At 40.5% G+C, this 24,982-nt stretch carries 24 protein-coding genes and 2 pseudogenes; 13 read left to right on the plus strand and 13 right to left on the minus strand.

Translation table 11 applies throughout. The annotated features are described in order from the left end of the window. Positions 1 to 17: 17 nt before the first annotated feature. Complete coding sequence (gene parE, locus LU276_RS09540; protein WP_284673599.1) at positions 18 to 1,907, minus strand: DNA topoisomerase IV subunit B; 1,890 nt, start codon at positions 1,905 to 1,907, stop codon at positions 18 to 20. 146 nt (positions 1,908 to 2,053) lie between these two features. Here parE and LU276_RS09545 point away from each other — a divergent pair, with 146 nt between their 5' ends. The 3 genes from LU276_RS09545 to LU276_RS09555 all read left to right on the plus strand — a co-directional run bounded on the left by LU276_RS09545 (position 2,054) and on the right by LU276_RS09555 (position 3,793). Next, entirely contained in the window at positions 2,054 to 2,332 is a 279-nt protein-coding gene (locus tag LU276_RS09545) for a MobC domain-containing protein (protein WP_284673600.1), read from the plus strand. A gap of 1 nt (position 2,333) precedes the next feature. Next, positions 2,334 to 2,894 carry a relaxase/mobilization nuclease domain-containing protein gene (locus LU276_RS09550; protein WP_284673601.1) on the plus strand — a complete coding sequence of 187 codons (561 nt, stop codon included), beginning with the start codon at positions 2,334 to 2,336 and terminating at the stop codon, positions 2,892 to 2,894. 398 nt (positions 2,895 to 3,292) lie between these two features. Further along, positions 3,293 to 3,793 carry a hypothetical protein gene (locus LU276_RS09555; RefSeq protein ID WP_284673602.1) on the plus strand — a complete coding sequence of 167 codons (501 nt, stop codon included), beginning with the start codon at positions 3,293 to 3,295 and terminating at the stop codon, positions 3,791 to 3,793. A gap of 193 nt (positions 3,794 to 3,986) precedes the next feature. Here LU276_RS09555 and LU276_RS09560 read toward each other — a convergent pair. The 4 genes and pseudogenes from LU276_RS09560 to LU276_RS09575 form a co-directional block, all read right to left on the minus strand. Further along, positions 3,987 to 6,068, minus strand: a pseudogene (locus LU276_RS09560) (peptidase domain-containing ABC transporter). A gap of 69 nt (positions 6,069 to 6,137) precedes the next feature. Then, positions 6,138 to 7,400, minus strand: coding sequence for an HlyD family secretion protein (locus tag LU276_RS09565; RefSeq protein ID WP_284673603.1), 1,263 nt, complete (start codon positions 7,398 to 7,400; stop codon positions 6,138 to 6,140). 1,176 nt (positions 7,401 to 8,576) lie between these two features. Further along, complete coding sequence (locus LU276_RS09570; RefSeq protein WP_284673604.1) at positions 8,577 to 8,879, minus strand: hypothetical protein; 303 nt, start codon at positions 8,877 to 8,879, stop codon at positions 8,577 to 8,579. Between the two features lie 27 nt (positions 8,880 to 8,906). After that, a complete protein-coding gene (locus LU276_RS09575) occupies positions 8,907 to 10,013 on the minus strand; it encodes a JmjC domain-containing protein (RefSeq protein ID WP_284673605.1) in 1,107 nt (368 codons plus the stop codon). A 342-nt stretch (positions 10,014 to 10,355) separates the two neighbouring features. On the opposite strand from LU276_RS09575, the gene LU276_RS09580 reads away from it, so the two are divergent. Continuing rightward, positions 10,356 to 10,715: a hypothetical protein gene (locus tag LU276_RS09580; protein WP_284673606.1), complete on the plus strand. Its 360-nt coding sequence runs from the start codon at positions 10,356 to 10,358 to the stop codon at positions 10,713 to 10,715. Between the two features lie 67 nt (positions 10,716 to 10,782). Next, positions 10,783 to 10,992, plus strand: coding sequence for a hypothetical protein (locus tag LU276_RS09585; protein WP_284673607.1), 210 nt, complete (start codon positions 10,783 to 10,785; stop codon positions 10,990 to 10,992). Between the two features lie 130 nt (positions 10,993 to 11,122). Here the strand turns inward: LU276_RS09585 and LU276_RS09590 are convergent, their stop codons facing one another. From LU276_RS09590 to LU276_RS09600, 3 genes are all read right to left on the minus strand, one after another. Next, complete coding sequence (locus tag LU276_RS09590; protein WP_335342683.1) at positions 11,123 to 11,938, minus strand: replication initiation protein; 816 nt, start codon at positions 11,936 to 11,938, stop codon at positions 11,123 to 11,125. Positions 11,939 to 12,022: 84 nt separating this feature from the next. Beyond that, complete coding sequence (locus LU276_RS09595) at positions 12,023 to 12,619, minus strand: glutathione S-transferase N-terminal domain-containing protein (RefSeq protein WP_284673609.1); 597 nt, start codon at positions 12,617 to 12,619, stop codon at positions 12,023 to 12,025. A gap of 281 nt (positions 12,620 to 12,900) precedes the next feature. Next, positions 12,901 to 13,809 carry a hypothetical protein gene (locus LU276_RS09600; protein ID WP_284673610.1) on the minus strand — a complete coding sequence of 303 codons (909 nt, stop codon included), beginning with the start codon at positions 13,807 to 13,809 and terminating at the stop codon, positions 12,901 to 12,903. A 1,478-nt stretch (positions 13,810 to 15,287) separates the two neighbouring features. Between LU276_RS09600 and LU276_RS09605 the strand changes: the two genes are divergently transcribed. The 4 genes from LU276_RS09605 to LU276_RS09620 all read left to right on the plus strand — a co-directional run bounded on the left by LU276_RS09605 (position 15,288) and on the right by LU276_RS09620 (position 17,456). After that, positions 15,288 to 15,560: a hypothetical protein gene (locus tag LU276_RS09605; protein WP_284673611.1), complete on the plus strand. Its 273-nt coding sequence runs from the start codon at positions 15,288 to 15,290 to the stop codon at positions 15,558 to 15,560. Between the two features lie 200 nt (positions 15,561 to 15,760). Further along, the gene (locus LU276_RS09610; protein ID WP_284673612.1) at positions 15,761 to 16,108 is read left to right on the plus strand and encodes a Mor transcription activator family protein; all 348 of its coding nucleotides are present in this window, start codon (positions 15,761 to 15,763) and stop codon (positions 16,106 to 16,108) included. Between the two features lie 11 nt (positions 16,109 to 16,119). Further along, a complete protein-coding gene (locus LU276_RS09615; RefSeq protein WP_284673613.1) occupies positions 16,120 to 16,830 on the plus strand; it encodes a hypothetical protein in 711 nt (236 codons plus the stop codon). Continuing rightward, a complete protein-coding gene (locus LU276_RS09620) occupies positions 16,827 to 17,456 on the plus strand; it encodes a hypothetical protein (protein ID WP_284673614.1) in 630 nt (209 codons plus the stop codon). The genes LU276_RS09615 and LU276_RS09620 overlap by 4 nt, the downstream gene beginning before the upstream one ends. Before the next feature lie 72 nt (positions 17,457 to 17,528). Here the strand turns inward: LU276_RS09620 and LU276_RS09625 are convergent, their stop codons facing one another. After that, positions 17,529 to 18,173, minus strand: a complete 645-nt coding sequence (locus LU276_RS09625; RefSeq protein WP_284673615.1) for a YqiA/YcfP family alpha/beta fold hydrolase — start codon at positions 18,171 to 18,173, stop codon at positions 17,529 to 17,531. Positions 18,174 to 18,260: 87 nt separating this feature from the next. Here LU276_RS09625 and LU276_RS09630 point away from each other — a divergent pair, with 87 nt between their 5' ends. Further along, positions 18,261 to 18,515: a DUF1289 domain-containing protein gene (locus LU276_RS09630; protein ID WP_284673616.1), complete on the plus strand. Its 255-nt coding sequence runs from the start codon at positions 18,261 to 18,263 to the stop codon at positions 18,513 to 18,515. On the opposite strand, the gene LU276_RS09635 is transcribed toward LU276_RS09630, so the two are convergent. From LU276_RS09635 to tyrS, 4 genes are all read right to left on the minus strand, one after another. Further along, positions 18,512 to 18,913: an FKBP-type peptidyl-prolyl cis-trans isomerase gene (locus LU276_RS09635; RefSeq protein ID WP_284674635.1), complete on the minus strand. Its 402-nt coding sequence runs from the start codon at positions 18,911 to 18,913 to the stop codon at positions 18,512 to 18,514. The genes LU276_RS09630 and LU276_RS09635 overlap by 4 nt on opposite strands. Continuing rightward, positions 18,907 to 19,128: a DUF1653 domain-containing protein gene (locus tag LU276_RS09640; RefSeq protein ID WP_284673617.1), complete on the minus strand. Its 222-nt coding sequence runs from the start codon at positions 19,126 to 19,128 to the stop codon at positions 18,907 to 18,909. The genes LU276_RS09635 and LU276_RS09640 overlap by 7 nt, the downstream gene beginning before the upstream one ends. Beyond that, a complete protein-coding gene (locus LU276_RS09645; protein WP_284673618.1) occupies positions 19,121 to 19,756 on the minus strand; it encodes a histidine phosphatase family protein in 636 nt (211 codons plus the stop codon). The genes LU276_RS09640 and LU276_RS09645 overlap by 8 nt, the downstream gene beginning before the upstream one ends. A gap of 149 nt (positions 19,757 to 19,905) precedes the next feature. Next, on the minus strand, positions 19,906 to 21,117 hold the full coding sequence (gene tyrS, locus LU276_RS09650; protein WP_284673619.1) for a tyrosine--tRNA ligase: 1,212 nt from the start codon (positions 21,115 to 21,117) through the stop codon (positions 19,906 to 19,908). A gap of 232 nt (positions 21,118 to 21,349) precedes the next feature. On the opposite strand from tyrS, the gene gshA reads away from it, so the two are divergent. The 3 genes and pseudogenes from gshA to mpl all read left to right on the plus strand — a co-directional run bounded on the left by gshA (position 21,350) and on the right by mpl (position 24,930). Further along, positions 21,350 to 22,909 (plus strand): glutamate--cysteine ligase, encoded by a 1,560-nt coding sequence (gshA, locus tag LU276_RS09655; RefSeq protein ID WP_284673620.1) that lies wholly within the window; start codon positions 21,350 to 21,352, stop codon positions 22,907 to 22,909. Positions 22,910 to 22,933: 24 nt separating this feature from the next. Then, positions 22,934 to 23,413: pseudogene (locus LU276_RS09660) on the plus strand (disulfide bond formation protein B). 137 nt (positions 23,414 to 23,550) lie between these two features. Further along, positions 23,551 to 24,930, plus strand: coding sequence for a UDP-N-acetylmuramate:L-alanyl-gamma-D-glutamyl-meso-diaminopimelate ligase (mpl, locus tag LU276_RS09665; protein ID WP_284673621.1), 1,380 nt, complete (start codon positions 23,551 to 23,553; stop codon positions 24,928 to 24,930). The last annotated feature ends 52 nt before the right edge of the window (positions 24,931 to 24,982 follow it).

Consider the following 24,982-nt stretch of genomic DNA (forward strand, 5'->3'; position numbering starts at 1 on the left):
TTTGTTGTTAGAGTGCATCACACCGCCAAATCTGCCAAGTCTCCTTTATCTTCTAACCACGCCTTACGATCGGACGAGCGTTTTTTTGCAAGTAGCATATCCATGACACTACTGGTGCTGCCAAAGTCATCAATATCAAGTTGCACCAAACGGCGAGTATCAGGATTCATAGTTGTCTCACGCAAATGATCAGGGTTCATCTCGCCTAAACCCTTAAAGCGGGTAATTTGTGGCTTACCCTTAGACTTGGTTTGTTTCAAGATGGCGTTTAGCTCATTATCATCTAGGGCATAATGCACATCTTTACCAATGTCTATGCGGTACAAAGGGGGCATGGCAACAAACAAATGCCCTGCTTCCACCAGCGCGCGAAAATGCTTGACAAACAATGCACAAATAAGCGTAGCAATATGCAGTCCATCCGAGTCTGCATCCGCTAGGATACAGATCTTGTCATAGCGTAATTCAGATAAATCATCAGATGCTGGATCTACGCCTATGGCGATGGCGATGTCATGAATCTCTTGACTGGATAATACGGTGTCATGCGAAACTTCCCATGTATTTAGGATTTTGCCACGCAGGGGCAAGATTGCCTGAAAATGTCTGTCTCGGGCTTGCTTAGCAGACCCACCTGCACTGTCGCCTTCCACCAAGAACAACTCTGCACCGTCTTTGAATTCACCCTTACAATCAGCCAACTTACCTGGCAAGGCAGGCCCTTGGGTGATTTTTTTTCGGGCGACTTTTTGGGCAGATTTTAACCGTTTACCTGCTTTACTGATGGCAAGCTCAGCAATCGCTTTGGCAGTGTCAGGATAAGCATTTAACCACAGACTAAACGCATCTTTAGCAAGTGCCTGCACCAGTGGCGACGCTTCACGGCTTGATAAGCGTTCTTTGGTTTGACCGCTAAACTGCGGCTCAGCAAATTTTAAGGATAAAATATAATTAACGCCGTCCCACACATCATCAGCAGTTAGGCGAACATTTCTAGGCAAAAGGCTGTGAATCTCACAAAACTCACGCAAAGCGTCCGTAATCCCTGTGCGAAGTCCATTAACATGCGTACCGCCTTGTGCTGTGGGGATAAGGTTGACATAACTTTCACAAATGGGCGTGCCAGACTCAGGCAACCACGCAATCGCAAAAGTCGCTCCACCACGCTCGCCTGCTGTCGGCTCTCCACTAAAATAAAAAGGCACCTCAGGAATGATGGCAAGCTCGCCAAGCTGTTCGGTCAAATATTGCACCACACCATCTGTGTATTGCCAGCTTTCGCTGGTATCAGGCTCGATTTCGTTGATAAAGTCAATCTTTAGCCCTGCTGATAGGACGGCTTTGGCTTTTAAGTTGTGCTTTAGGGCTTTGATGGAGAACTTAGGATTATCAAAATACTGCTCATCTACCCAAAATCGCACCTGCGTGCCTCGTTTTTTCTTGATGGCAGACGGCTGATTCATCAAGGGGCTGATCGCTGTGCCATGCTCAAAATTCATCTGATACTGTATGCCATCTCGCCACACAGTAACCTCCACACGCTTGGATAAAGCATTGACCACGCTAATCCCCACGCCATGCAGACCACCAGAGATGGCGTAATTATCGGTGGAGAATTTTCCTCCTGCGTGCAGACGAGTCAAGATAAGCTCCACACCTGACTGGTTAAATTCAGGGTGAATATCGGTGGGCATACCTCGTCCGTCATCAAGCACAGATAGCGAGCCGTCAGTATGCAGGGTAACAATGATATTTTTGGCGTGTCCAGCCAACGCTTCATCCACAGAATTATCAATCACCTCTTGAGCCAAATGATTGGGGCGAGTGGTGTCGGTATACATACCAGGGCGGCGGCGGACAGGTTCTAGCCCTTCTAGGACTTCTAGGTTTTGGGTGGTGTAGCTCATATGTATTGGAATGTTATGATGAAAGAGAGTATTTTAGCCGATTTTTGATTTAATTTGAATGCTTAGTTTAACTGATTGATTTTATTTATTTTTATTATGGCGTATTATCAAAAAGACATTTTTGATATCATCATCAGACTTACACTTTGAGTAAAGCACTTGTGGGCTTATGGCATATTTTATGGGGCTGGGTTCGTGATACCTGTTTAGGGGCTGAAAGTGTTAAACGCTCATACAAGCCCGTAGAACCGCTTTTACTGCGTGAATTAGGCAAGAAGGGTAACCTTAACCAAATCGCCAAACACGCCAATACGGACGCATTAGGGGACAAAATAGACCGTTTACGGCTACTAGGGGAATTAGCCGTAATTCGTGAACAATTAGACGAGCTTTTGAAACGCTATGATGACAGCATAGGCAATTAAGATGATTGTAAAATTTTTCTCTCGTGGGCGTGGTAATTGTTCGGCAACAATGAATTATTTGCTAGGCAAAGACAAAGACCGAGAACACGCCAAAGTATTGCAGGGCAATCCAGAGCTAACTGAACGATTAGCAGATAATTTGGAGTTTAAAAACCGTTACACGGTTGGCGTGCTATCTTTTCAAGAAAGCGACCTTGACGACAACGCCAAGCGTGAGATTATGGCAAGTTTTGAGAAATCATTACTGGCAGGACTAGACCAAGACCAATACGACATTACTTGGATAGAACACAAAGACAAAGACCGCCTAGAACTTAACTTTGTGATACCCAATGTAGAGCTTACCACAGGCAAACGCTTACAACCCTACTATGACCGAGCCGACCGCCCACTGGTTGAAAACTGGAAACAAGTCATTAACCACGATTACGGATTATCTGACCCTAACGACCCAAGAAAAGCCCAAGCAATCAAAATAGACCCTCACAGGCTCCCAGAGAGCGTACAGGCGATTAAAGAGACCATAGGTATAATAACCAGCAAATTGAGAAAGGGGCTATAACGAGCCGTACGGGCGTTTTAGAGCTATTAGGGCAATCAGGCTTTGAAATCGCCCGAGTTACGGACAAATCAATCAGCGTTAAAAATCCTAACGGCAAAAGAAACATCAGATTAGAGGGTTTTATTTATGAAAATAGACGATTTAGTGGCGAACTTGGAGCGGAACGCACAAGAGCAAAACAAGATTATGACCGAGAAAATACAGAGCGTTACCAATCAGCACTTGGCAAGTTACAACGAGCTATTGCAATCAAATCTGAAAGCAACACAAAAAATTTTAGACGACCAGCAAGCGACCATACGCCAAAGCCTATCCAAATTGGCGATTATCAACAGAATTACAGCAATGACATCAGCCATAATGGTAATTTTGATGATAGGGCTAGGTCTTGGCAACCTATGGCTTTACAAGAAGTCCCAAGACCAAACAGAAGTATTGATACAGATACAAGACAAGATAGACCAATCACCCCTAGAAGCCAAGATATTATCAAAAGTGGAGATTGGGGAGGAGAACGGTACATATTTCATCATCAGCAACCACAAGAAAGCGACAACTTATACCTCAGACAAGAAACAACAAGTATTGACCTTTCCAAGCAACTAGGGGTTTTTGACCGTGCAAAACAGCTTCATGAACGACTACAACAATTTACTAACCGAGTTAGAACAGCAATTAAACGAACTTACCGAGACGAACGCCAATCAGAACGAGCGGATACAGAAATTAACGGCAGCCAATCAGTCTTTGAGAGTGCAGAACGAGCAATTACAGGGGTTAATCAGCAGATTGACAGCACAGAACAGCAGATTAAACAGCGAGAACAACAGGCTAATGAACTTATTGCAGGGCAACAAAAAGCCCTAGATAAGGGCAAGGGCTTTGATTTTGGACGGTAGGTTGGTTAAATAATTTGCTATGGCTGTCAAGATAGTATAGTAGCTCTATGATGTTATCAAAGATTTTATATCCCAAAACCAAATCAGGTTTAATTATGATGGTCTCGCAAGCCTTACTTTACTAGCAATATTCAAAATTCTGTATTATTTTCATAAATTATCTTAAAACATAAGGAGTAACGCCATGAAACTATTAGAGATACAATACCCAATCAGCGCTCTTAATTGTTTCAGGTCGGTGTGCTATCATCACTCGTGTGATACCTAGTGATTTGATCATCTTATTAATCTGATGCTCTTTTTTAACATCCAAATGACTAGTGGCTTCATCCAAAAATAAAATTTTTGGTCTGCGGTATAGGGCGCGGGCAATAAAAATACGTTGCTTTTGACCGCCTGATAGTATATTACCCATATCGCCGACAAGCGTCTGATAGCCCATAGGCATTGACATGATTTCATCATGAATCCCAGCCATAATGGCGCATTTTTCCACCCATTCATTATCTGGTTTATCATCAAAAAAGCTGATATTTTCAACTAAAGAGCCTGCAAATAGTGTGTCATCTTGACTAACACAGGCAATAATATCACGGGCATTTAGCTCTGCCATGCTGTGGTGAACCTTGCCTGCAATTTTAATCTCTCCTGATTTGGGCGTAAGTTCACCCATAAGTAAGCTCATCAGTGTACTCTTTCCACAACCTGTTGCCCCAACGATGGCTACCGATTCTTTATCTTTGATGTGAAAACTCAAATTGTCAATAATATAGGGTTCATCATCATTATAAGCAAAGGATAGATTGTTTACCTGTATATCATAAACCAGTTTATCTTTTTGCTCTATTAGAGGTAGATAGCTATTTTTTTCTGTTTTTTCTAAAACAATGTCTGCTAACCTTTCACCATGCAAGTTTAACATTTTTACTTCAATAAATTTATCTATTAGATTGCTCACTCGTCCACCAAACTGGTTTTTATAGGCGATAAATGCCATTAAAATGCCAACTGTAAAAGTACCATCAATAACTAAATTTGCACCCAAATAGATAATGATAAGGTTTTCAAGCCCAAAAATAATACCATTAATAAATCCAAACATAAGCCCTAATTTTTGGGTATAAAGTCCTGCATTAATGGTATTAACAAATAAGGTAAGCCATGTACTCTTTCTTATATCTTCCTTGTTGAAACGTTTAATAGCACGAATACCGCACATAGTCTCCATAAAATGCGTACTCTGCTTAGCTGCATGTATAATTTGCTCTTCGGTAGCTTGTTTTAGGGGTGTATACCAGAGAAAGCGCAGGAGTCCATAGATCATCATTGCACCCACTGCAACCCATGCCAAAGCCGGGCTATAAAAGAACATCAATACAAGTGTAAATACTGTCATCACACCATCTAAGACAACGGTCAAAAAAGTTGTGGTCAGCGTAGACTGAATGCTATCAATTGCTCCAAAACGAGAAATAATATCACCCAAATGTCTTTTTTGAAAAAATTGACTGGGTAGATGAGTTAAATGATGAAAAACATTAGACTTCCATTGTATATTGAGTGTAGTAGAGATATACATACTTATCCATGACTGAAGCAAGCTGGTTAGCTGTGTTAAAAACATAAGTATGCCAAAGCCAATAACCAGTGTCGTTAATAAATCTTTGTCAGCCGAAACAATAGCATGATCAATCACCCACTGCATAAAAAATGGACTGGTTAGAGCAAATATCTCTAGCACCAATGCCAGTATTAATATCTGACCAAAAGACTTGTAAAGTCCTTTTATTTCACCAATCAGTTTGGATAAACGAATATTGACCTTATCTTCTTTTTTCTCAAAATCACTATCCGCCCATACCTCTAGGGCTATTCCTGTAAAATGATCTGATGCCTCTTGAAGTGTCATTAGTCTTTGTCCAGCACTTGGGTCTAGGATGGTAATTTTAGTTTTGGATACAGATTTTAATACCACAAAGTGATTCATATCCCAATGCAGAATACACGGCGTACGCAGCTGATTAAGCTCATTCAGTTCCAGCCTTAAAGGGCGTGTGCTAAGCTTCATTTGCCTAGCAATCTTAATAAGCGTGTGCAAAGTTGCACCTTTTTGAGAAATAGGATATTTTTGGCGCAAACTCCATAAATCAGTAAGATACCCATGATAATGAGCTATCATAGCAAGACAGGCTAGACCACATTCAGCAGATTCGGTTTATAAAATAACGGGCATTTTGGCTGATAAACCAAAATTAATGCGTTTTAAAAAATCCATGACTAAGATTATCCATAAAAACTTTGACAATAAAAAAGGTGCAATTGCACCTATGACAAATTGATTGGTTTAAATTTTACCTGTGAGACTATATAGCGGTTCAAGCACCCATTCATATAATTTGCGTGTTTCATGCATGACATCACCCTCCAAGGTCATGCCAACTGCTAGGGGTAGTTCTTTGCCGTAGGCTGTTATGGTTTGCTTATCTAAATGTGCTTTGATGACATACATCGGTTCATTGGCGATTTGTTCAGTGGCTGATACTGTGCCAATGGTGGGTAAATTTTGTCCTGCATGAGCAGTTTTGGCAACAGAGATAATACGCCCCTTGGCATGTCCAAATTTTTGATAAGGATACGCTACATAGCGAAGCAATACTTCATCATCCGTCTTAACAAAACCAATAGCACGACTCGGTACATACATCACTGCAATCAAATGGCTGTCATTAGGTAGGATGCTTACAAGTGACTGACTACTATCCACAAATTGCCCCACATCGGCATGAGCGACACTTGCCACACCATCTACTTGGGCTTTGATAATCAAAGTATCGTTGGCTTGGTTTTGGATGCTATCGCTTTTGTTGTCAGACAATGTGCGTTCATATTGTAGAAGTGTTGTTTTATGCTCATGTTCTAGACGGGATAAGGCGATGGTTTGCTCTTTGATTTGCTTAGCAATCATCTCCTTTTCTCGCTCAAGGGCGGTCAGACTATTTAACTGTGTATTGTGTGCCATTGTTTGTGATTCTAGCTCTTGCTTGGATACCGCCTCACTTTGCATGGCAAATTCATATCGTGCCAAAGTCTCTTTGGCAATGGCAACCTGATGTGCCTGTAAATCTATTTGAGCTTGCAGTTTATCCATGTCTACTTGTAGACGCTCTATGGTATTTGCGATATTTCTTTTTTCAGCAGCTTGAGCTTGCTTGGTGCGAGTGATTTCATGTTCTATCAGCTGTCTTTTAAAGGCGAGCTCTTTATCTATAATACTTTGTACATTACCTGCATCGGTATGACGAGTGGTAGAGATTTTATATAGCATATCTCCTGCCTTAACCGCCTGACCTTCTGATACATATTTTTCTATAATAACTCCTGCTGTTGTGGTATAGACTTGTACCAACCCTTTGTCAGGAATGAGTTGACCTTTGACTGTACTACGCTTGGTATATTCACCCCATACCAAAAATATCATTAGTACAAGCCCTGCCATAAACGCACAAAACGTCAAAAAAGCAAAGCTAATCGGCGTTACTATCACAACTTTACCCACCCAATCTATTTTTTGGGCAGATAAAGCTTCAGGACGAAATAGACTGGACATGATAGGTGTTATGATTTATAAATAAATTTATCATAAGGCATAATACAAGCACATATACAGCCATCCCTAAAATAGCATTATCAGGAATTATGTCATTGTAATTGTGATAAACAACTTTTGATAATGTAAAAAATGATAGAATGGCTAAAACTCTAGATATGGTCATCATTTTATCGCGCATACTCATACATATTTCTAATCATTAAAAATATTGGTCATTATGAAATAGACCATTTTGCAAATGCCTGTCTACGTAATTTTTGTAATCCTCACCCATTTTATGATAATCCTGTATTTCTACAACATGACCTATGGTAAATACTGCCGCTACTTTTTTGTTTGGTGTTAGAACTATCCGACACCCCCAGATACCATTAAGACTTGTCATTCTTGTTAGAAAATTTTCTTTTCTTAAATATAAAAAATATACCCAAAAAAACCAAAGAACAATATATTACCCAATAAATATAGACGTCAAAATTTGTTATCGTATCTATTTTTTGAACAAATAAACCGACAGCTAAAATATAAAAAAATACAACAACAGGCCTTGGGATTAAATCCATATTTACATCCTAATAAGAAAATAAATTAAAGGGTAATAATAAAAAAATACACTAATCAGATTTCCTGTTTGGATTAAGTTTGTTGAAGTACAGGAAAATCATACCATTTTAAGTTTGTGACGAATGTTTTTCTTTATAGTATATTTTTTAAACCAAAACCACTTCAAAGAATAAGCTAGGGTAAAATAATACCTAATTTATCACGATGATCTTGAACTTTGCGATACATATCTAATGCCTCTTTTGTTAACTCACTATTCTCTATATTCTGTTATCAATACAGATAAAATAAAAGAATTTAAATCTGACATTTCTAAAGTAATAATTGTCATCTTTTTGTCTATAATATTAATCCGTGTGATAGCTGCCGATTTTAATTTCTTGATTTATGCTTAATTTAAAATATTCTAAAAAAATTAGCGAGATTGCGATTTAGTCTTAATCATTTTTTTTGATATCTTAGAAAAAATAATCATTATAAATATAAACAATAACCATGAACTTGCATTTGATAAATCAAATAAATATTTAATAAACATATATATCAAGAAGCCTACTGTGAATGAAACCCATCCGCAATCACCAACAATATTTTTTAATAATTTTTTCATTAAGGTAGTCCTCCAGAATACTCTAATTCGTAAGGTTCAGCAATTGTTCTATATTTACGATACCATTCCCAATCAAAATTTTCTACAGAATGTCCAATAACTACACCAACTTCCATACCTTTTGTTCCACCAAGCCTTTGTCCAGCAATACCTCCTATTAGAGCGCCCCAACTAGGCGGTTTTGATAAATCTGTTTTTGGTAATCCTAAAGACTGATTACCGCTATCCCCATAATTGTTCCCAGAACTATCCAACCCACCCCCAGATACCATCTTCATTTGCTCAATGTTTAGTTCAAACATAATAAACTCCTGTGAATAAAAAACAACTTAAAGTACCAATTCAATAATATCCAACTCAGCCATTTTGGCTATCGCCGACCTAATATCATTGGACATACTTTTATCAGTTATCTGTAAAAGATTGCATAAACTAATTGGCTCATATTGTATAATTTTCTTAAGCAAATATTGACTATCGTCATTGATATTAATCTTTAAGCCATTGGCAATGACATAGCCTTTTTCAAGCGTTCTGCCATCTACAATGTTAGAGATAATCAACGCATCATCAGGAATGTCATTTGCGTCAGCATTGGCATTACCAAACAACTGCATATTAAAAGCACTGTCACTGCGATAGTTCGCCATATGTTCTTGCATGAATTTATCATAAATCACTGGGTCTGTCATGATGGCAGACAATTCATTACAAGCTTGTATAATATTATCTTTGTCACTTTCCCAGTCAGACAAATTGTATCTTAAGGGTAGGATGTTGGGGGTTTGTTTGGCTAACCACTGCATATAATCATAGCCTGTTGGGGCAAATGTTCCTATCGCTAAATGGAATGTCTCGCAACCCATTGGAACAGGATTGTGCCACCACCCACGTGGGATATATAGCACATCACCAGCTTCCAATACAATCTCCATGTCAGGTGTGGTTGGCTCTGGTACATCCACATCTTTGGATTGTTGCATATATAACGGACTTTCAAAATTGGGTTTGTATAACGCCCAGTGTTTTTTGCCCATCAGTTGCACTGCAAACACATCACGAGTATCCCAATGGCTTTTAAAAGAGGCATCACTACCAAACGCCAAATAACCACTTACAACCGTTGGCGCTTGTACAAAATGGGAAATTTGTTTTGCCAAATTATCTACAAAAGGTTCATTGTTAATGCGATTATAAACAATGGTTGCGCCATGTTTCATATGATGATAAATGGCAGATTTAATAAAACGATAGCGAGTTCGTCCCATGTCATTAAAGCTTTCTACATACTCAGAAATGGGTACGATTTCACCCTTTCTAAGGCGAAAAAGCTCATCTGTGGGATTGGCTCGCTGATATAATTCGTTGATTTGTTTCCAAGTAATATTCAAATCTTTGACTGCACCCTTGAATACTTTGGGTGCTTGGTATAGCACTTACCGCCTAAAATCTTGAGATGACATACCAAGATCCATGTGCATATAATACATCCCTATTCAATTAAAACATTTTATAAAAATTTTTATCATTATATTCAAATAAAGGCAATTTGACAACACAGAATAACAAAAGCCCTAGATAGGGGGATAAAAATTGGGATTTTGGGCGATGACTTTGGGTTACCCCCCACAAGGTTTGTATTTGCTAAAATTTTTGATTTAGTATATTGCAAACAAAGAAAAACCCACCATAAGGCGGGCTTTTCACTTAATACTAGGGGGTAGGCGTAAGCCCTCAATAGACCCTAGCAAACAGTAATATTTTAAGGATTTATCCCTATGAAATCAAGTGAAAATTACCCGAATGTCAAAAATACCCTATCGCATCCACGCCTTGCCACTTACGAGAAGTTTGCCAAAGATGCCGAACAGGCAATAAGTTTATATCAATGGAACTTACAAATATCATCCGCCCTGTTTGAGTGTTTGGCGGTGTGCGAAGTGGTTATTATAAATTCCGTTGCCAATGCTACACAAGCTGAACATGGTGCAGATTGGGCTTTCAATGTGCGATTTGTCCGAAGTATGCAACAAAACCGTCGAAATGAACTCCTAAACGCACGTCAAGAAACCACAGAACAGACCATTTGCGAATTGCCGTTTGTGTTTTGGCAAGGATTTTTTTACAGCTCGTTTTGATGATGAGATTTGGAAGAAGCATTGGGCTGTTGCCTTACCCAATGCCAAGCACGCAGATTTAGCCACAATGAGAACAGAAGTATTTGATAATCTTGAAAAAATTAGAAAACTAAGAAATCGTATTGCCCACCACGAACCAATTTTTAACCGCAATCTGCAAGGCGACTACAAACGGATTATTAAAATCATTGGCTACTGCTCACAAGATACCGCAGAATGGGTAAAATCTTGGCAAAGGGTTGTTGAATTATTAAAAATCAAGCCTACACTCCCATAACTTGCTTAAATACTCCACGATACATCAAATCCTTATGAGATGAACCATTTTTGACGGATTTATCAAAAAATTGTTTTAAAAATGGTTCAATAGTATGCCCAACTTCATCAATAATCCAACTTTGCTCATCTTAGGGCAAATTCTCAAAATATTCAATAAATGCCCTGTTTTCGCTTTCTTGGCGTTGTTTCTCGGCTTGTTCCGCTATTTTGGCTTGTCTTTCACGCTCCGCCTGTTCCTTGCCTGCTAGGCGTTCATTCTCGGCTTTTTGTAGGTTCTCATAGTACTCATCAAGCCCCCAACGCTCATCAATGGCTTTATTCTCAATGTTTCTTTTGCGAAAATGATTGACTGTTTCGCCCTTGCTTTCCAAATAGATAATATATTCAGCGACTTTTTGACGGACAATAACAAGCTCTTTATCAGTCAAGCCATGCAAAATGTCTAGCGTGTCAGGGTCTCTTTCCTTGCTACTAGGGTTCAAAGCATTTGCCAATGAGTCAGCCTTTTTGCGTTTATCATTGATAATTAGCGTAAAATGCGTGATGATTTTACCTAGTTTTTCCTGTTCAAGGGTCAATTCAAATTCGCCTTGTTCGTTAATTTCTTTTATAACTGGGTTTAAAACATATCTTTTAAAATCATTGACCGCACTATATTTATCAATACACCCAAAGAAATCTTTCCATTCATCAATAACCATTGTTACTTGTGGATGTTTTTTGCCGTGTGGCGGTTTTGCCCCTGCTCTTTTACAGCACAATTCATAAAGGCGTTTTGTGTGAAAACGCTTTAAATCTATGGTTTTCTCATAGGGATATCTAGTGTAGGCTTCCCCTGTTTTTTGGATTAAATACGCCAAAACATCTGAAAACATCAAATAAATAAAACCGCTCTTTTCTTGGTAGGCTACCGCCTGCACCCAATTAGCGTGCAAGTCTAACAACTCATAATCACCTTTTGGGTTTATAAAATACAATCTGACAAAAAAGGAATGCAACACTACATTCCTTTTTATTGACAAACAAGATTATAAATCCTTGACGCTACTTGGTTTTGCCTCTAGTGCCTCAGCGTTGAGCTGTTGCATGAGCGGACTTTGATGAAAATCATAAACCGCTTGTTTATTTGATTCGCTTAGCGTCTCAAATACATCGGGCAGTCGCACACCAATCCAAATCAATGCACACATCAACACCTTATCGCCCCACGAGTTGCTGTCGGCCGATAGGGGTGCTAGATTTGGCAAAGTACCTTTTAATAACTCAGTGGAGCGAGCCACAAAGGGGTGAAGCTCTTGTCCTTCTGGTGTAAATCGCTGGATTGAAAAAGCACGCACACCCTGAGCCAAAATCCCAAATGCTTTGGCAATTGAAGGCAAATCGGTGCTGTTATTGGCATAAAATTGCGGAGCAATCGCCTGAATGATGAGCATGGTCTCAGTGATGACCTCGCCTGTATCTAAGAGCAAAGCTGGCACTTGGCTGAACGAATTGACAGAGACAAGCTCTGTAGGATTATCCCAAGGCATGACAAACTTTAATGCCAAGTCCACCTGCTCTAGCTTGGCAATCATAAGTAAAATACGAGTATAAGGCGAAGTGGTACTGATGTATAAAGTGTGCATAAAAACTCCGTGATGATTAATTAGTGAATAATAAAACCCAGTCCATCATAAACCCCACCACAATAAACCAACTATATACTCTGCAATAAATGGGATAATTTAAAATGATAAGGTATGATGTGGGATAGGGTATTTGAAAGGGCGTTACACTAGGTGCAACAAATTGACAGGTCAAAAACTTTTTTGAGAAAGATGAGATTCATTACTCATCTTATAAATTTTCCATATTTTAGCATATAAGCCAGCATAAACACTATGGGATTTTATTTAAAGCGAATAAATTAATCCAAAATTTCTAAGTATGCCAAGCCTTCCAGTATAAAGTTAATATACTCTTTGGTTTGGTTGAGTGCTGGCTTATGAGCCATAATAAATACTTGATGCAGTTTTTTATTAGTTTTTTGCTTCATTCTCTGAATGCTAAATTTAACAAAACTAGTTTGTTCAATCATTTCTTTGGGGATAAAAAAGGTAGGTCTTACGGTATTAGCTGTATCGCTCTCATTGATTTTTAGCTCCTCGTCCTTCAGAGTATCTTTAAATCTTATTAGAAAGCCGCCATCATCCATCTCGTTTACCCAAGCCTTGCCATAATAAATACGCCAGCAATCATCTTCAAGCTCTGATAAATCTTGCCCTGCTATTTCAATAAAAATGTCTTGTAAACTCTTTCTTTCTTGAAAGGGTATTGGCAAGGTCAAAAGATAGTTCTCTTGATTTAAAAAAGCAGACACAATAACAGACAGTCTTTGTCTGCTATTTATTTTTCTTTTGTGGGTGTTATTATTCTGTTTTGGGCTGCGTCTTTTGATTGATTGCGAAGAGTTACGGTCTAAGTCATCATCGTACTGCTTTTTTGGTGCTGGTTCTGTTAGGTCAAATAGGATTTCACCACTTTGCACATTTTGATAATGACTGTCATTATCTGATTGGCTATGGTTAATCTTAGCAAGGTTTTCTTGTTTGCCTAACTTGCAATCAATCTTGTGATTTTCTACTGAGCGAAAGTGTGGCTCTACTTTGCGTTCGTTTTTAGGTTTGGATAGATTGACACAAGTTACGGCTATGCCACACAAAGGACAGGTAAAATTCTTTTGACTTGCAATCTTGCCAGCCTGATAAGCAATATCGGCATCTTTGGGATTGATGACTTTTTGTAAATCCAATGAGTAGGCGTTAGGTAAGGTCATTGTAGTGCCTGATGGTTGCTAATTTGAAAATTATCATAGCAATTTCTAAGAAATAGCACAAGATGGACAAAGTGGAAAAGGTTTAAAAAGTGCCGATGTCGGCACATTTAAAAATATTGAACAAAAGCGACGATGTCGTCGTTATTTACTCTGCCTTTTGATTAATTCAAAAGGTAATGCTGGTGTTACTTTGATTGTTGTTAGCTTTCAAATGTGCCGATGTCGGCACATTTAAGACTGGTAGTGGTTATCGCTTCTACATAAATTACCCACTGTCGGGCAATTTAAAAATGAAACAGCCTTTCAAATGTATCGCTGGCGAGACATTTGAAATTAAATTTCAAAAACAAAAAAAATCAGATAAGGATAGCAATCACATAAAATGGACGCTGGCGTCCGTTTTAAATGTAAAAAAACAACAAGTCCAAAAAGTGAAAACGTTTTCACTTTTTAAAATTAAATAGATTAGTAAACTGTATCGTCCGTTTTAAACACTTAAAATAGCGGTCAAAAATGGTCATAACCGTCTTAATTGGCATTGATAGGGCTAAATCAACACTTAACAAAGAGGGCGTAAGAGAGCTTGTTTTTATGTGTGCAGATGTCTGCGAAACAGTCATCAAAATTATCAACCAATAGCAAAAATCCCGACATCGGGATTTTTGGGTAAAAGTGACGACGGCGTCACATTTGAAATACTAGAAAAGTTCCGCCGGCGGGATTTTTGTAAAATGGACGATGTCGTCCATTTTGATGAAATGCTGAGTAAAAGCGACGCTGGCGTCGTTTTTACTCTGTCTTTGGATTAATTCAAAAGGTAACGCCAGCACGTTACCTTTGGCTATTGTTGGTTTTAAATGTGACGATGTCGTCACATTTGCCCTTTATGGCACTGTTTAAAAATGACCGCTGTCGGTCATTTTGGCAATCCTTAAATCGGAAAACTGTTTTCCATTTTGCTAACAAAAACCGCCCCAAAACCTTAAACAGTAAGGATTTGGGGCGGTAGCGAGAACGCTTAAATGAAACCAACCGTTGCACTTGTTGGCGGATGTATTATAGCCCAAAATGGGTAAAAGCGAAAACGGTTTTCGCTTTTGGACGGTGATTTTTTAAACTCGTTTGAGAAAATTTGAATCAAAAAGTAAAAAATGCTTGACAATATCCCATAAAATTAGCATAATGATTGTGCTACTGCAAAATCAGTAGCCAGCCGTGAGAAGCTGAGTATTAACAACAGGCTAGCAAGCCGTATTTGTCATTATCGCAGTCTACAATGATTGCTTTATGTAATGATAAGCGGTTTTTTGTTTGCACCCCTTTTATGCCTTTTCTTTTTATGGTGGATAAGGGGCAAGGCGAGCTTATGCTCGGCTGGTGTCTGTTGTGCCAGTTTCTCACCCTTGTCCTTTATCCATCGCCCTATACGTGAGAAATATAGAGCGGTATTTTACGATACAACAGAAAAGGTAATCCCTATGATCACTCCCAATTTTTCCCATTCTGGCAATCCTAATTGCGATAGCACCAATCAACGCCCCATCAGACCAAAGCCAAGCTGTGTTTGGCAAAATGGGCAATGGGTACTCAATGATGAAGCCTATAACCATCTTTTGAATGTGCGTGATACGCTACTTGCGTTTAGTAGCTATGCTCGTATCAATAACGATAAATGCAGTGATGCCCTATTAAACACTTTGGGTATGCTGTCAGACATGATGACTAACACCCTAGAAGCCCAAGAGTCCTAGTCAATATCGTAGCAATCCTTTGATTAAAACCGCCTAAAAATACTTTTGGGCGGTTTTTGTTTTTAAAGTGTTTTCTTAAAACGTTTTCATGGAGAGTTTGTCGCCTGTTTTTGTAAAATGTTTTTAAAAATTTGGCAAGCCTTTTTTGGGCGTGCTTGATTTTTTTTTGTTATTTTATTTATCACTTTTTAAGGTGTTTTATGAGCAAAATCAATGCACAAGATGAACAGCAGTACGAAATGGTGATGACAATCTCAGAATTTTTAAAAAATGAGAATCTTGTCGCCAATGATTGTGATGGTGTGGCAATGCGATTGTATGAATGCTTGCAAAAGGTTTTTGGTGGCTGTAACATCTATTTTAAAAAAGGTGTTGTTGGGCAAGCGGACGAAGAAGGTCGGCAAATGCTGATAGACCAAGATAAAGGACTTAGTATTCATCAAATTGCCCAAAAATATCAAAAAACCTGTCAATCTGTCTACAAGAAGCTATCCAAAGCAAGGGCAGAAAGACGCAAGCAAAATAATGAAAACTTTGGAGATTTATAAGGTGGCAAACAATGAATGACTTAGAAGTAAAACGCTTTCAAATTTCAAGAACGGGCGTGCATACAGACAGTAACGGCAATGAACATACTTTTTCTGATACGCTATTTGATAAACTGGTAGCACGATTTAATCAACTGGCAAATCATGGTAATCGACAAACACCCCTATATCTTGAACACCCCCAAAGCAAAGCTGACAATGACCCAACACGCCATAAAAACTATGGCTATGTGTCTAGCCTTGAACTGGATAATGGGCGATTGTATGCGGTAGCGTGGGTTAATCGTGAACTTGTCAATTTGGTAAAAAGCGGACAATATCAAGCAGTATCGGCTGGCTTTATGAAAGTGGGTGATGATTTGTGGTTAGACCATGTCGCTTTTGTCAAAAGACCTGCGGTAAAAGGCATGGAGGTGCTTAGTTTCTCGGAAAATTCTTTTGTGCAAAACTGCGTAACAGCCTTAGTAAATACTCATGATTTCAATGCTGGCAATACCATTCACGAAAAGGCTTTATCGTGGATGAAAGCCTTTAAAACCGATTATGAGACAGCGGTTATTTCAATCATGCGTGAGCAAGCAAGTACTGCTAATTTTTCAAAAAGAAACAGCAACAACCAATCCTATCAGCTGCACCAAAAAGCATTGGCTTACCAAGCTCAATACGGCGTAAGTTATGAAGTGGCGGTGCGTGAATGCTTAAAACGAGGAGCGGCTCTATGAGTAAATCAATCATCAAAAATGACATTGCCAAAATCAAAAGTGAGATTCAAAAATGGCACGATGAATTAAAGCAATTAAATCAAGAAAAATCAAGCTATGAAATGCAAATCAAAGAGCTTGAAATGATGCCTGTAAATCGTACGGATTTTGGTGTATTGCTGAAAGAATCCATCGCACAAGAAGCAAATAACTACACCAAAAACATTGCTCAAAGCCTATTACAACCTGAATTTTCCGACAAAGAAATGCAAGAAAAGCACAACGGATTTAAGGCGATGAATGAAAGAAGTCTTAAAGACTTTGAGTGGTGTAAGAATAATCAAAGATTTGAGTGGCTATTTAATTCTTTTCGTAGCCATCAAAATCTAATGACTCCAAGCAATAGCACAGAAACAAGACAAATGTTATGTTGGTTAATGCCTGATGTGGTGTATGAAAAAACCATGCACATTATCAATACCGAAATAGGCGACGAATGGGGGAATGATGATTTACCAAGCATTAGTGAGAGATATAAACTAATTTTATCATTAAAGGAGAAAATTAGTTCATGCCAAAATCGGATTGATGAATTACAAGGGGTTATTGATGAGATGAGTTCAATAACAATTAAGCCCGAAATTTAAGTGAAAAAACACCTTTAATGTAAAAAATTAAAGGTGTTTTTTGTTTTGTGTCATAAATAAATTGAAATGCCCTTACACCAAGTGAAAGAAAATTTTGTTTGTTTTATTGTAAAAATTTGGGAGTTTTATCGTGTTGCGTAACACCATCACCTGCTGAACCTGACTATCGTAGTCGCTCATGCGGTGGTCGCCCCCATCTTGGGCGGTTACACCAACACAATGGCTTTCAAAAAAATCTTTGGTAGCATCAGCATCTAATAGTTCATCACCCATTTTTAATAGAACTTTGATTTTATTAGGATGCTTGACTGTTAGGCGGTGGTTTTCAAACCAACCAAGATCGGCATATTTGATTTGCCAATCGCCAGTTGTGCGATAAATCACGCTATCATTGCTAAGATCTTTGGTGTCAAAATTATCCTGCAAAAAGCGTCTGAATGACAAATCAGGGCGTATGCTTGGGTTTAGCAGAATACATGGCGTGCCTGTCATATCAGATAACAGCGTGGCAAAATAACCCCCAAGCGATGAACCCACCAGTACGCAGTTAGGGTGGTCATTGATGAGTGCCAAGATTTTTGCTACCACCTCATCAGGTGGACAATTCAAATCAGGACGAATAGTCTCAATGCCAACTTTCTTGGCATGGTCAGCAGTGATAATGGCTTTGTTGGCGTTAGGGTCGGCATCTAGTCCGTGTAGATAGATGATGGTCATAAGTTTTTCCAAATCAACATTAAAATATTGATAAAATTAAAAAAAATTACTATAGTAATCTTTTGAATAAATTTTAGATGTGCCATTATGTTACAATTTGAGCTGTTCGCCATTGATACCCCCTGTATTGGTGTCTGCACCATGAACAAAAAGGGCTACTGTATCGGTTGCCTACGCAATCGCACCGAACGCCAATCATGGCATACACTCAGCGATGGCGACAAGCATAAGATTTTGATGCTCATCACCAAAAGACGAAAACGCCTGCTAGAAGCCAAACAACAAAAAAGACAAGGCGAGCTAGATTTTTGGGAAGCGATTCAACTTGAACTGACCGATTAGTCTCTTGTCCGTACCTCAAGCAGTTCAATCTCAAAGGTTAAATCACTATTTGGCGGAATGCTCCCCACCGTTCGCTCACCATAGCCAAGATGGGCGGGCACGACAAGCTGTCTTTTGCCACCAACTTTCATCGGCTCGTATTCTGACAAATCAAAGGTCAGCCCCCATTTCTCCAGTAGCTTTTTGCCCACATCACTACCTAGCACACCCAAATCCCAGCCCTTAATGACACGCCCTGTGCCAATGACGCACTCGAAGGCTTGTCCACGCTGATGCGAGCTATCAAACACCGTGCCGTCCGACAAATAGCCTGTATAATGAGCGGTAATAAGTGCCCCTCGTTCGGCTGATTTTCCTGCACCAATGACAAGGTCGGTTATTTTAAATGCAGTCATGATAACTCCCGAATAAACTCAAATCGTGGCACAGTTTGCTCACCAATTTTGATATTTTCTATAAACATCGCCAACGGTCGTACCCACACCCCATAATCACCGTATAAGGCACGATAAACAACGAACCATTCGCCAGTTTCAGAATGACAAGCGGTGTGTAGAACCTGATAAAGATTGCCTTTATGGTGGCGGTAAATACCCAACTTTAGCTCATTCATCACGCACCCGAACCTTAGCCACCGTCTGCACGCCACACGCATCGCTCAATAAAAACACCTCACAGTTTTTTGGGCGAATGGCAAGTTCATAAGCACGAAATGCAGCCATATCCATCGTGCGAAGACCATCGTCATGGAGAATCTGCCACATGAGCATACCAATCCACATACCATGCGTAAACACCACATAAGTGCCATCAGGCAACTCATCAAACATCTGTCGAACTTGACACACACGCCCAACAAAATGCTCAAAACTGTCGCTTGCCGTACCGTCTTGATAGGCGGTATCGCCCTGCTGCCAAAACGCCTCTGCAGTAGCAACCAAATCTTCAAAAGACAAGTCTTTAATACGCTCAAAATCTAAATAATCAAACTCGTGCAACGCTTCAATCACACTTGCCGTTTGCCCTGTCGCCATCAGGTATGGCTCAGCTGTCTGAGCAGTACGCACATAATGAGAGATAAACACCCCATCAATGTGCGATAGATGCTCACATAGCCAATCCGACAGCTCCAAAGCCTCTACCTTACCCACCTTAGTCAGATTAATCAGAGAGTTTGGGCGAATGGCGAGCCGAGCATTAGATTCGCTTTGGGCATGGCGGACTAGATAGATTTTTTTCATAAGCATCTTGTTGATTTAAGGTGGTTTTAAAAACCCATTCATTATCATACTGCCTAGCAAACAACCAAAACCAAACAGCATGTATGATGACAATCAGATATTTTTTCTAGCAATTCTGCTTAACCATCTTGTAACATCATCATGCAAAATTAAGCCACACTCACCCTAGCATACGCCTTTTTGCCTGCTTGTATTACAACCGTTTGCCCCACACTTAAAGCAAAAGATGCGTCCACAACTTGCCCATCGACCTTAACCGCCCCACGAGAGAGCATGTCTTTAGCTTGGGCAGAGTTTTTGGCAAGACCGGCTTGATTTAGCACTTGAGTGATGAACAACTTATCTTGACCGTCTGCCAAGTTTAACGCCACTTCTGGCAAATCAATCGGTAACTCGCCATCTGCCAAACGATTACCTGCCGATTTATGGGCATTCTCCGCACTTTCTTTATCATGGAATCGCTCAATCAATTCCAACGCCAAAATGCGTTTAATCTCTTGTGGGTTGCGACCGTTCGCCATTTCATCAAGTAGGGCATTTACTTCACTCATCGGCTTAAAACTTAGTAGCTCAAAATAACGAGCAATCAGCGTATCGGGCATTGACAGAATCTTTTGGTACATCACGCCAGCACTCTCATCAATGCCAATATAATTACCAAGCGATTTAGACATCTTGTTCACGCCGTCCAAGCCTTCTAATAAAGGCATGGTTAAGCAGACTTGAGTCTCTTTACCATAGCGACCTTGTAGGGTACGCCCCATCAGTAGGTTAAAGGTCTGGTCGGTGCCGCCAATCTCCACATCAGCATCCATCGCAATGCTGTCATAGCCTTGTACAAGAGGGTATAAAAATTCGTGAATGGCGATGGGTGTTTGGTTGGCATATCGCTTTGAAAAATCATCTCGCTCAAGCATACGAGACACCGTAACCTGACTGGCAAGACCAATCATGTCGCCTGCTGACATTTTGGAAAACCACTCAGAGTTAAAGACGATTTTGGTTTTATCTTTATCCAGGATTTTAAAGACTTGCTCGGCATAAGTCTTGGCATTGCGTCTGACATCCTCTTCGGACAATGGCGGACGGGTGGTGTTCTTGCCTGTAGGATCACCGATACGAGCGGTATAATCACCAATCAAAAATAACACCTCATGCCCCAAATCCTGAAAATGACGCAGTTTATTTAGTACCACCGTATGCCCAAAATGCAAATCAGGGGCGGTAGGATCCATGCCGAGCTTGATACGCAAAGGGCGACCCAATGCCAATTTTTTTAATAAATCTTCTTCTGAATAAAGCTCAACCACGCCTCGTTTTAACAGTTCAAGCTGTTCTTGGGGCGGTAAAAAGTTTGACATGATACACCTATTTATAAAAATTAATTATCGCCCTAGTATAGCAAACTTTTTCTTGTGAAAAAATGCCCAAGTTGGGATTTTCTTTGCCATTGTACGCCCTTAGCTTTATAATAAGCACAGACAACTTCGCTTTTACCATTAGTGATATGCAAAATTGGCAAAAACAAGGACCCAAAAAAGCCTTATAATATCAGCACATTTTACTCAAGCAACGATTTTTCAAGGAATTTTTATGACAATCAATACTTTTCATCTACCAACATGGTTTTCGCCTAAATTGATTGCAGGTATACAGCGTGGCATTGAAAAAGAAGGACTGCGTATGCGTCCCGATGGTTTTGCCGCCAAGACCCCACACCCCACCAAACTCGGCTCTAAACTAACCCACCCTTATATCACGACCGATTATTCAGAAAATCTGCTTGAACTCATCACCGAGCCGTTCTCATCCATTAAAGAAGCCTTGGACATGCTAAGAGAACTGCATGTGCTGGTACATCGCTCATTAGATGACGAACTGATGTGGCCTCTTTCCATGCCCTGCATGACCTCAGATAATGATGAAGACATTCCACTAGCGGATTATGGCACAAGCAACATCGGTAAACTAAAAACCCTATACCGCTCAGGGCTTGGCGTGCGTTATGGCAGAAAAATGCAGACGATTGCAGGACTGCATTATAATCTGTCGGTAGGTGATGACTTGTTTAAGACTTGGTTTGATTGCCAAGATGAAAGCCTTGATTTTACCCAATTTAAAAATAACAAATACCTTGCTCTTATTCGCAACTTTAAACGCCTAACACCGCTTGTACTATACCTACTGGGGGCAAGTCCTGCAGTTTGTGCATCATTCATCAAAGGTCGCAATCATAACCTTGTTCCACTCTTTGAGGGTAGCTGTACTTATTATCAGCCTAACGGCACTAGCTTACGCATGGGCAAGCTAGGCTACACCAACAGCGTCCAAGAGGACCTAAACATCGAATACAACGACCTAGATGAATACATCAAAGGACTGCGTGCCGCCATTGGTACGCCGTTTGCCGATTTTACCGCCCTTGGTGTAGATGACGAACATGGCAATCCTCTACAGATCAATGACCACATTTTGCAAATTGAAAATGAATTTTATAGCCCCATTCGCCCAAAACAAATTACCAAATCTGGCGAAACACCGACTGCAGCCCTTGATGCTCGTGGCATCGCTTATGTGGAATTTCGTGCCATTGACCTAGACCCATACAGCGACATCGGTATTCGTATGCAGACCGCTTGTTTCTTAGAAGTACTAGCAATATACTGCCTGCTACTTGATTCGCCTGCTTTATATAAAGACGAAGAAAAACGCCTACAAGCCAATATTGACACTGTGGTCAATCACGGTCGTAGCACAGGCGTGGTCATCAAAACCGAGTCAGGCGATATGTATCTGCACGACTGGATTGTCAAACACCTAACTAATATGCAAATCATCGCCGATGCCTTCGATCATCATCATGGTGGCAATGCCTACCGTGAAGCATTGGCAATGATGCAAGGCAAGGCGACCAACCCAGAGTTTACACTCTCTGCCCAAATTGAAGCAGATAGCCGCCGCTTAGGTGGCACTTGGGAGCTGGGCAAATTGCTCGCTAAAAAACACCAAGAACAACTACAAAAACACGCTTTAAGTCAAGAGCACGAAGAACGCTTTGCTAAGCTCGCCACTGACTCCATCGCAGAACAAACCGCCATCGAACAAAAGGACAGTGTGTCATTTTATGAGTACATTCAGACTTATCGTCTGTGATTTTTAGTTCATTTAAGAAAATTTATGGCTTATCGTCAATGCAACGCCTTGCTACTTGCCATCTGTATGGTAGGTAGCGTATTTGCCATTGGCTACCTTCAACACACCCTAGGGCTTGAACCTTGCCCTTTATGCATCTTTTAGCGAATTGGGCTTTGGGTGATGGGTAGCTTTGCTTTGCTCGGACTGATTTTTAATCCAAAAAGAAAAAGCACTCGCCTAGTGCTGTGGCTAGGCTCGCTCATCGGCACGCTATGGGGAACAGCAGTAACAGCACGCTATGTTTGGCTACAACACTTACCACCCGACCAAGTACCTGCCTGCGGTCCAGGGCTAAACTACTGGGTGGAAACCCTGCCCATCATGCAGGTCTTTGAGCAGGTATTAAAAGGCTCAGGGGAATGTGCCAAGATTGACTGGACTTTTTTGGGGTTATCCATTCCCATGCAGACACTGATTTTGTTGGTTCAGTTGGGCAGTATCATCAAAAAACACTCAAGCTGATTTTTAAAATTCAAACAAATCATCATCAAAATCACAAACGCCATGCACGCCAATACCATTTAACAAATAAAAAACCGCCCTTGATAAAAAATTTGTTATAATTTGCCAAATTACCAACATTGCTATAAGGCATCATCATGCACATTCATTTTTTGGGTATCTGTGGGACTTTCATGGGGTCTCTTGCTCTGATTGCTCGTAGTATTGGACATACCGTTACAGGCTCAGACACTGCCATTTATCCGCCCATGAGCACACAGCTTGAGCAAGCTGGCATTGAGATTTTAGAAGGTTATGATGCCGCCCATCTTAATCCTAGCCCTGATTTGGTCGTGGTGGGCAATGTCTGCAAGCGTGGCATGGAAGCGGTTGAATATATGCTAAGCCATCATCTGCCATACACTTCAGGTCCGCAGTTTCTTTGCGAGCATGTCTTACAACATCGCCATGTTCTAGCAGTGGCAGGCACGCACGGCAAGACCACAACCACGACCATGCTGTCTTGGATTTTGCAGTACGCAGGGATTGACACAGGTTTTTTAATCGGCGGTGTGCCACTTGTCAATACTGATGATGAGCGACTAAAATCCGCCTTTGCTCACAGTTCACATCTTGGCAAAGATTACTTTGTCATTGAAGCGGACGAATACGACTCTGCATTTTTTGACAAACGCTCCAAATTCGTGCATTACCGTCCAACAACTGCGATTTTAAACAACTTAGAATACGATCATGCTGACATTTTCCCTGATTTAAAGGCGATTCAGACTCAGTTTCATCACATGATTCGCATGATTCCAGCAACAGGGCAAATCATCATGCCTGCCAATACCAACAGCCTAGAAGAGACGCTTAACATGGGCGTGTGGACACCTGTATGGCGAACCAGTATTGATGGCGATTCAGATTGGCAAGCTAGCCTAATAAAAGAAGACGGCTCGCTGTTCCATGTGAAACACGGCGATGATAAGAGCACGGTCAGTTGGAATATGAGTGGCACACACAATGTCCATAATGCCTTAGTTGCCATCGCTGCAGCCCATCATGTCGGCGTCAGTGTGAGCAAGGCGTGTGAAGCATTATCAAACTTCGGTGGCATAAAACGCCGCATGGAGCTGATTGGTGAGATAAATGGCATTCAAGTCTATGACGATTTCGCCCACCACCCTACCGCCATCACCACCACTCTAGACGGTGCCAAGAAAAAGCTAAACAGTCGCACCATCTGGGCAGTCATTGAGCCACGAAGTAACACCATGAAGCTTGGTAGCCACCGTGAGCAACTTGCTCCTTCTGCCTTGCTTGCTGACCATGTGCTATGGTATGAGCCTGAGAATTTGACTTGGGGACTGACCCAAGCCATCGGCAACACACCCAATCAATTAGTACTAACCAGTACCGATGCCATCATCAACCATCTGGTCAAGCACGCCAAATCAGGCGATGTCATTATCATCATGTCCAATGGTGGCTTTGAGAGCATTCATACCAGATTGCTTGATGCACTACACAAATAATCCACCTTTGATAAAGCCATCTAAAAATCCGAATGCCCAACGAAACATTCGG

It is taken from the genome of Moraxella haemolytica, assembly GCF_030177935.1.
GTDB classification, from domain to species: Bacteria; Pseudomonadota; Gammaproteobacteria; order Pseudomonadales; family Moraxellaceae; genus Moraxella; species Moraxella haemolytica.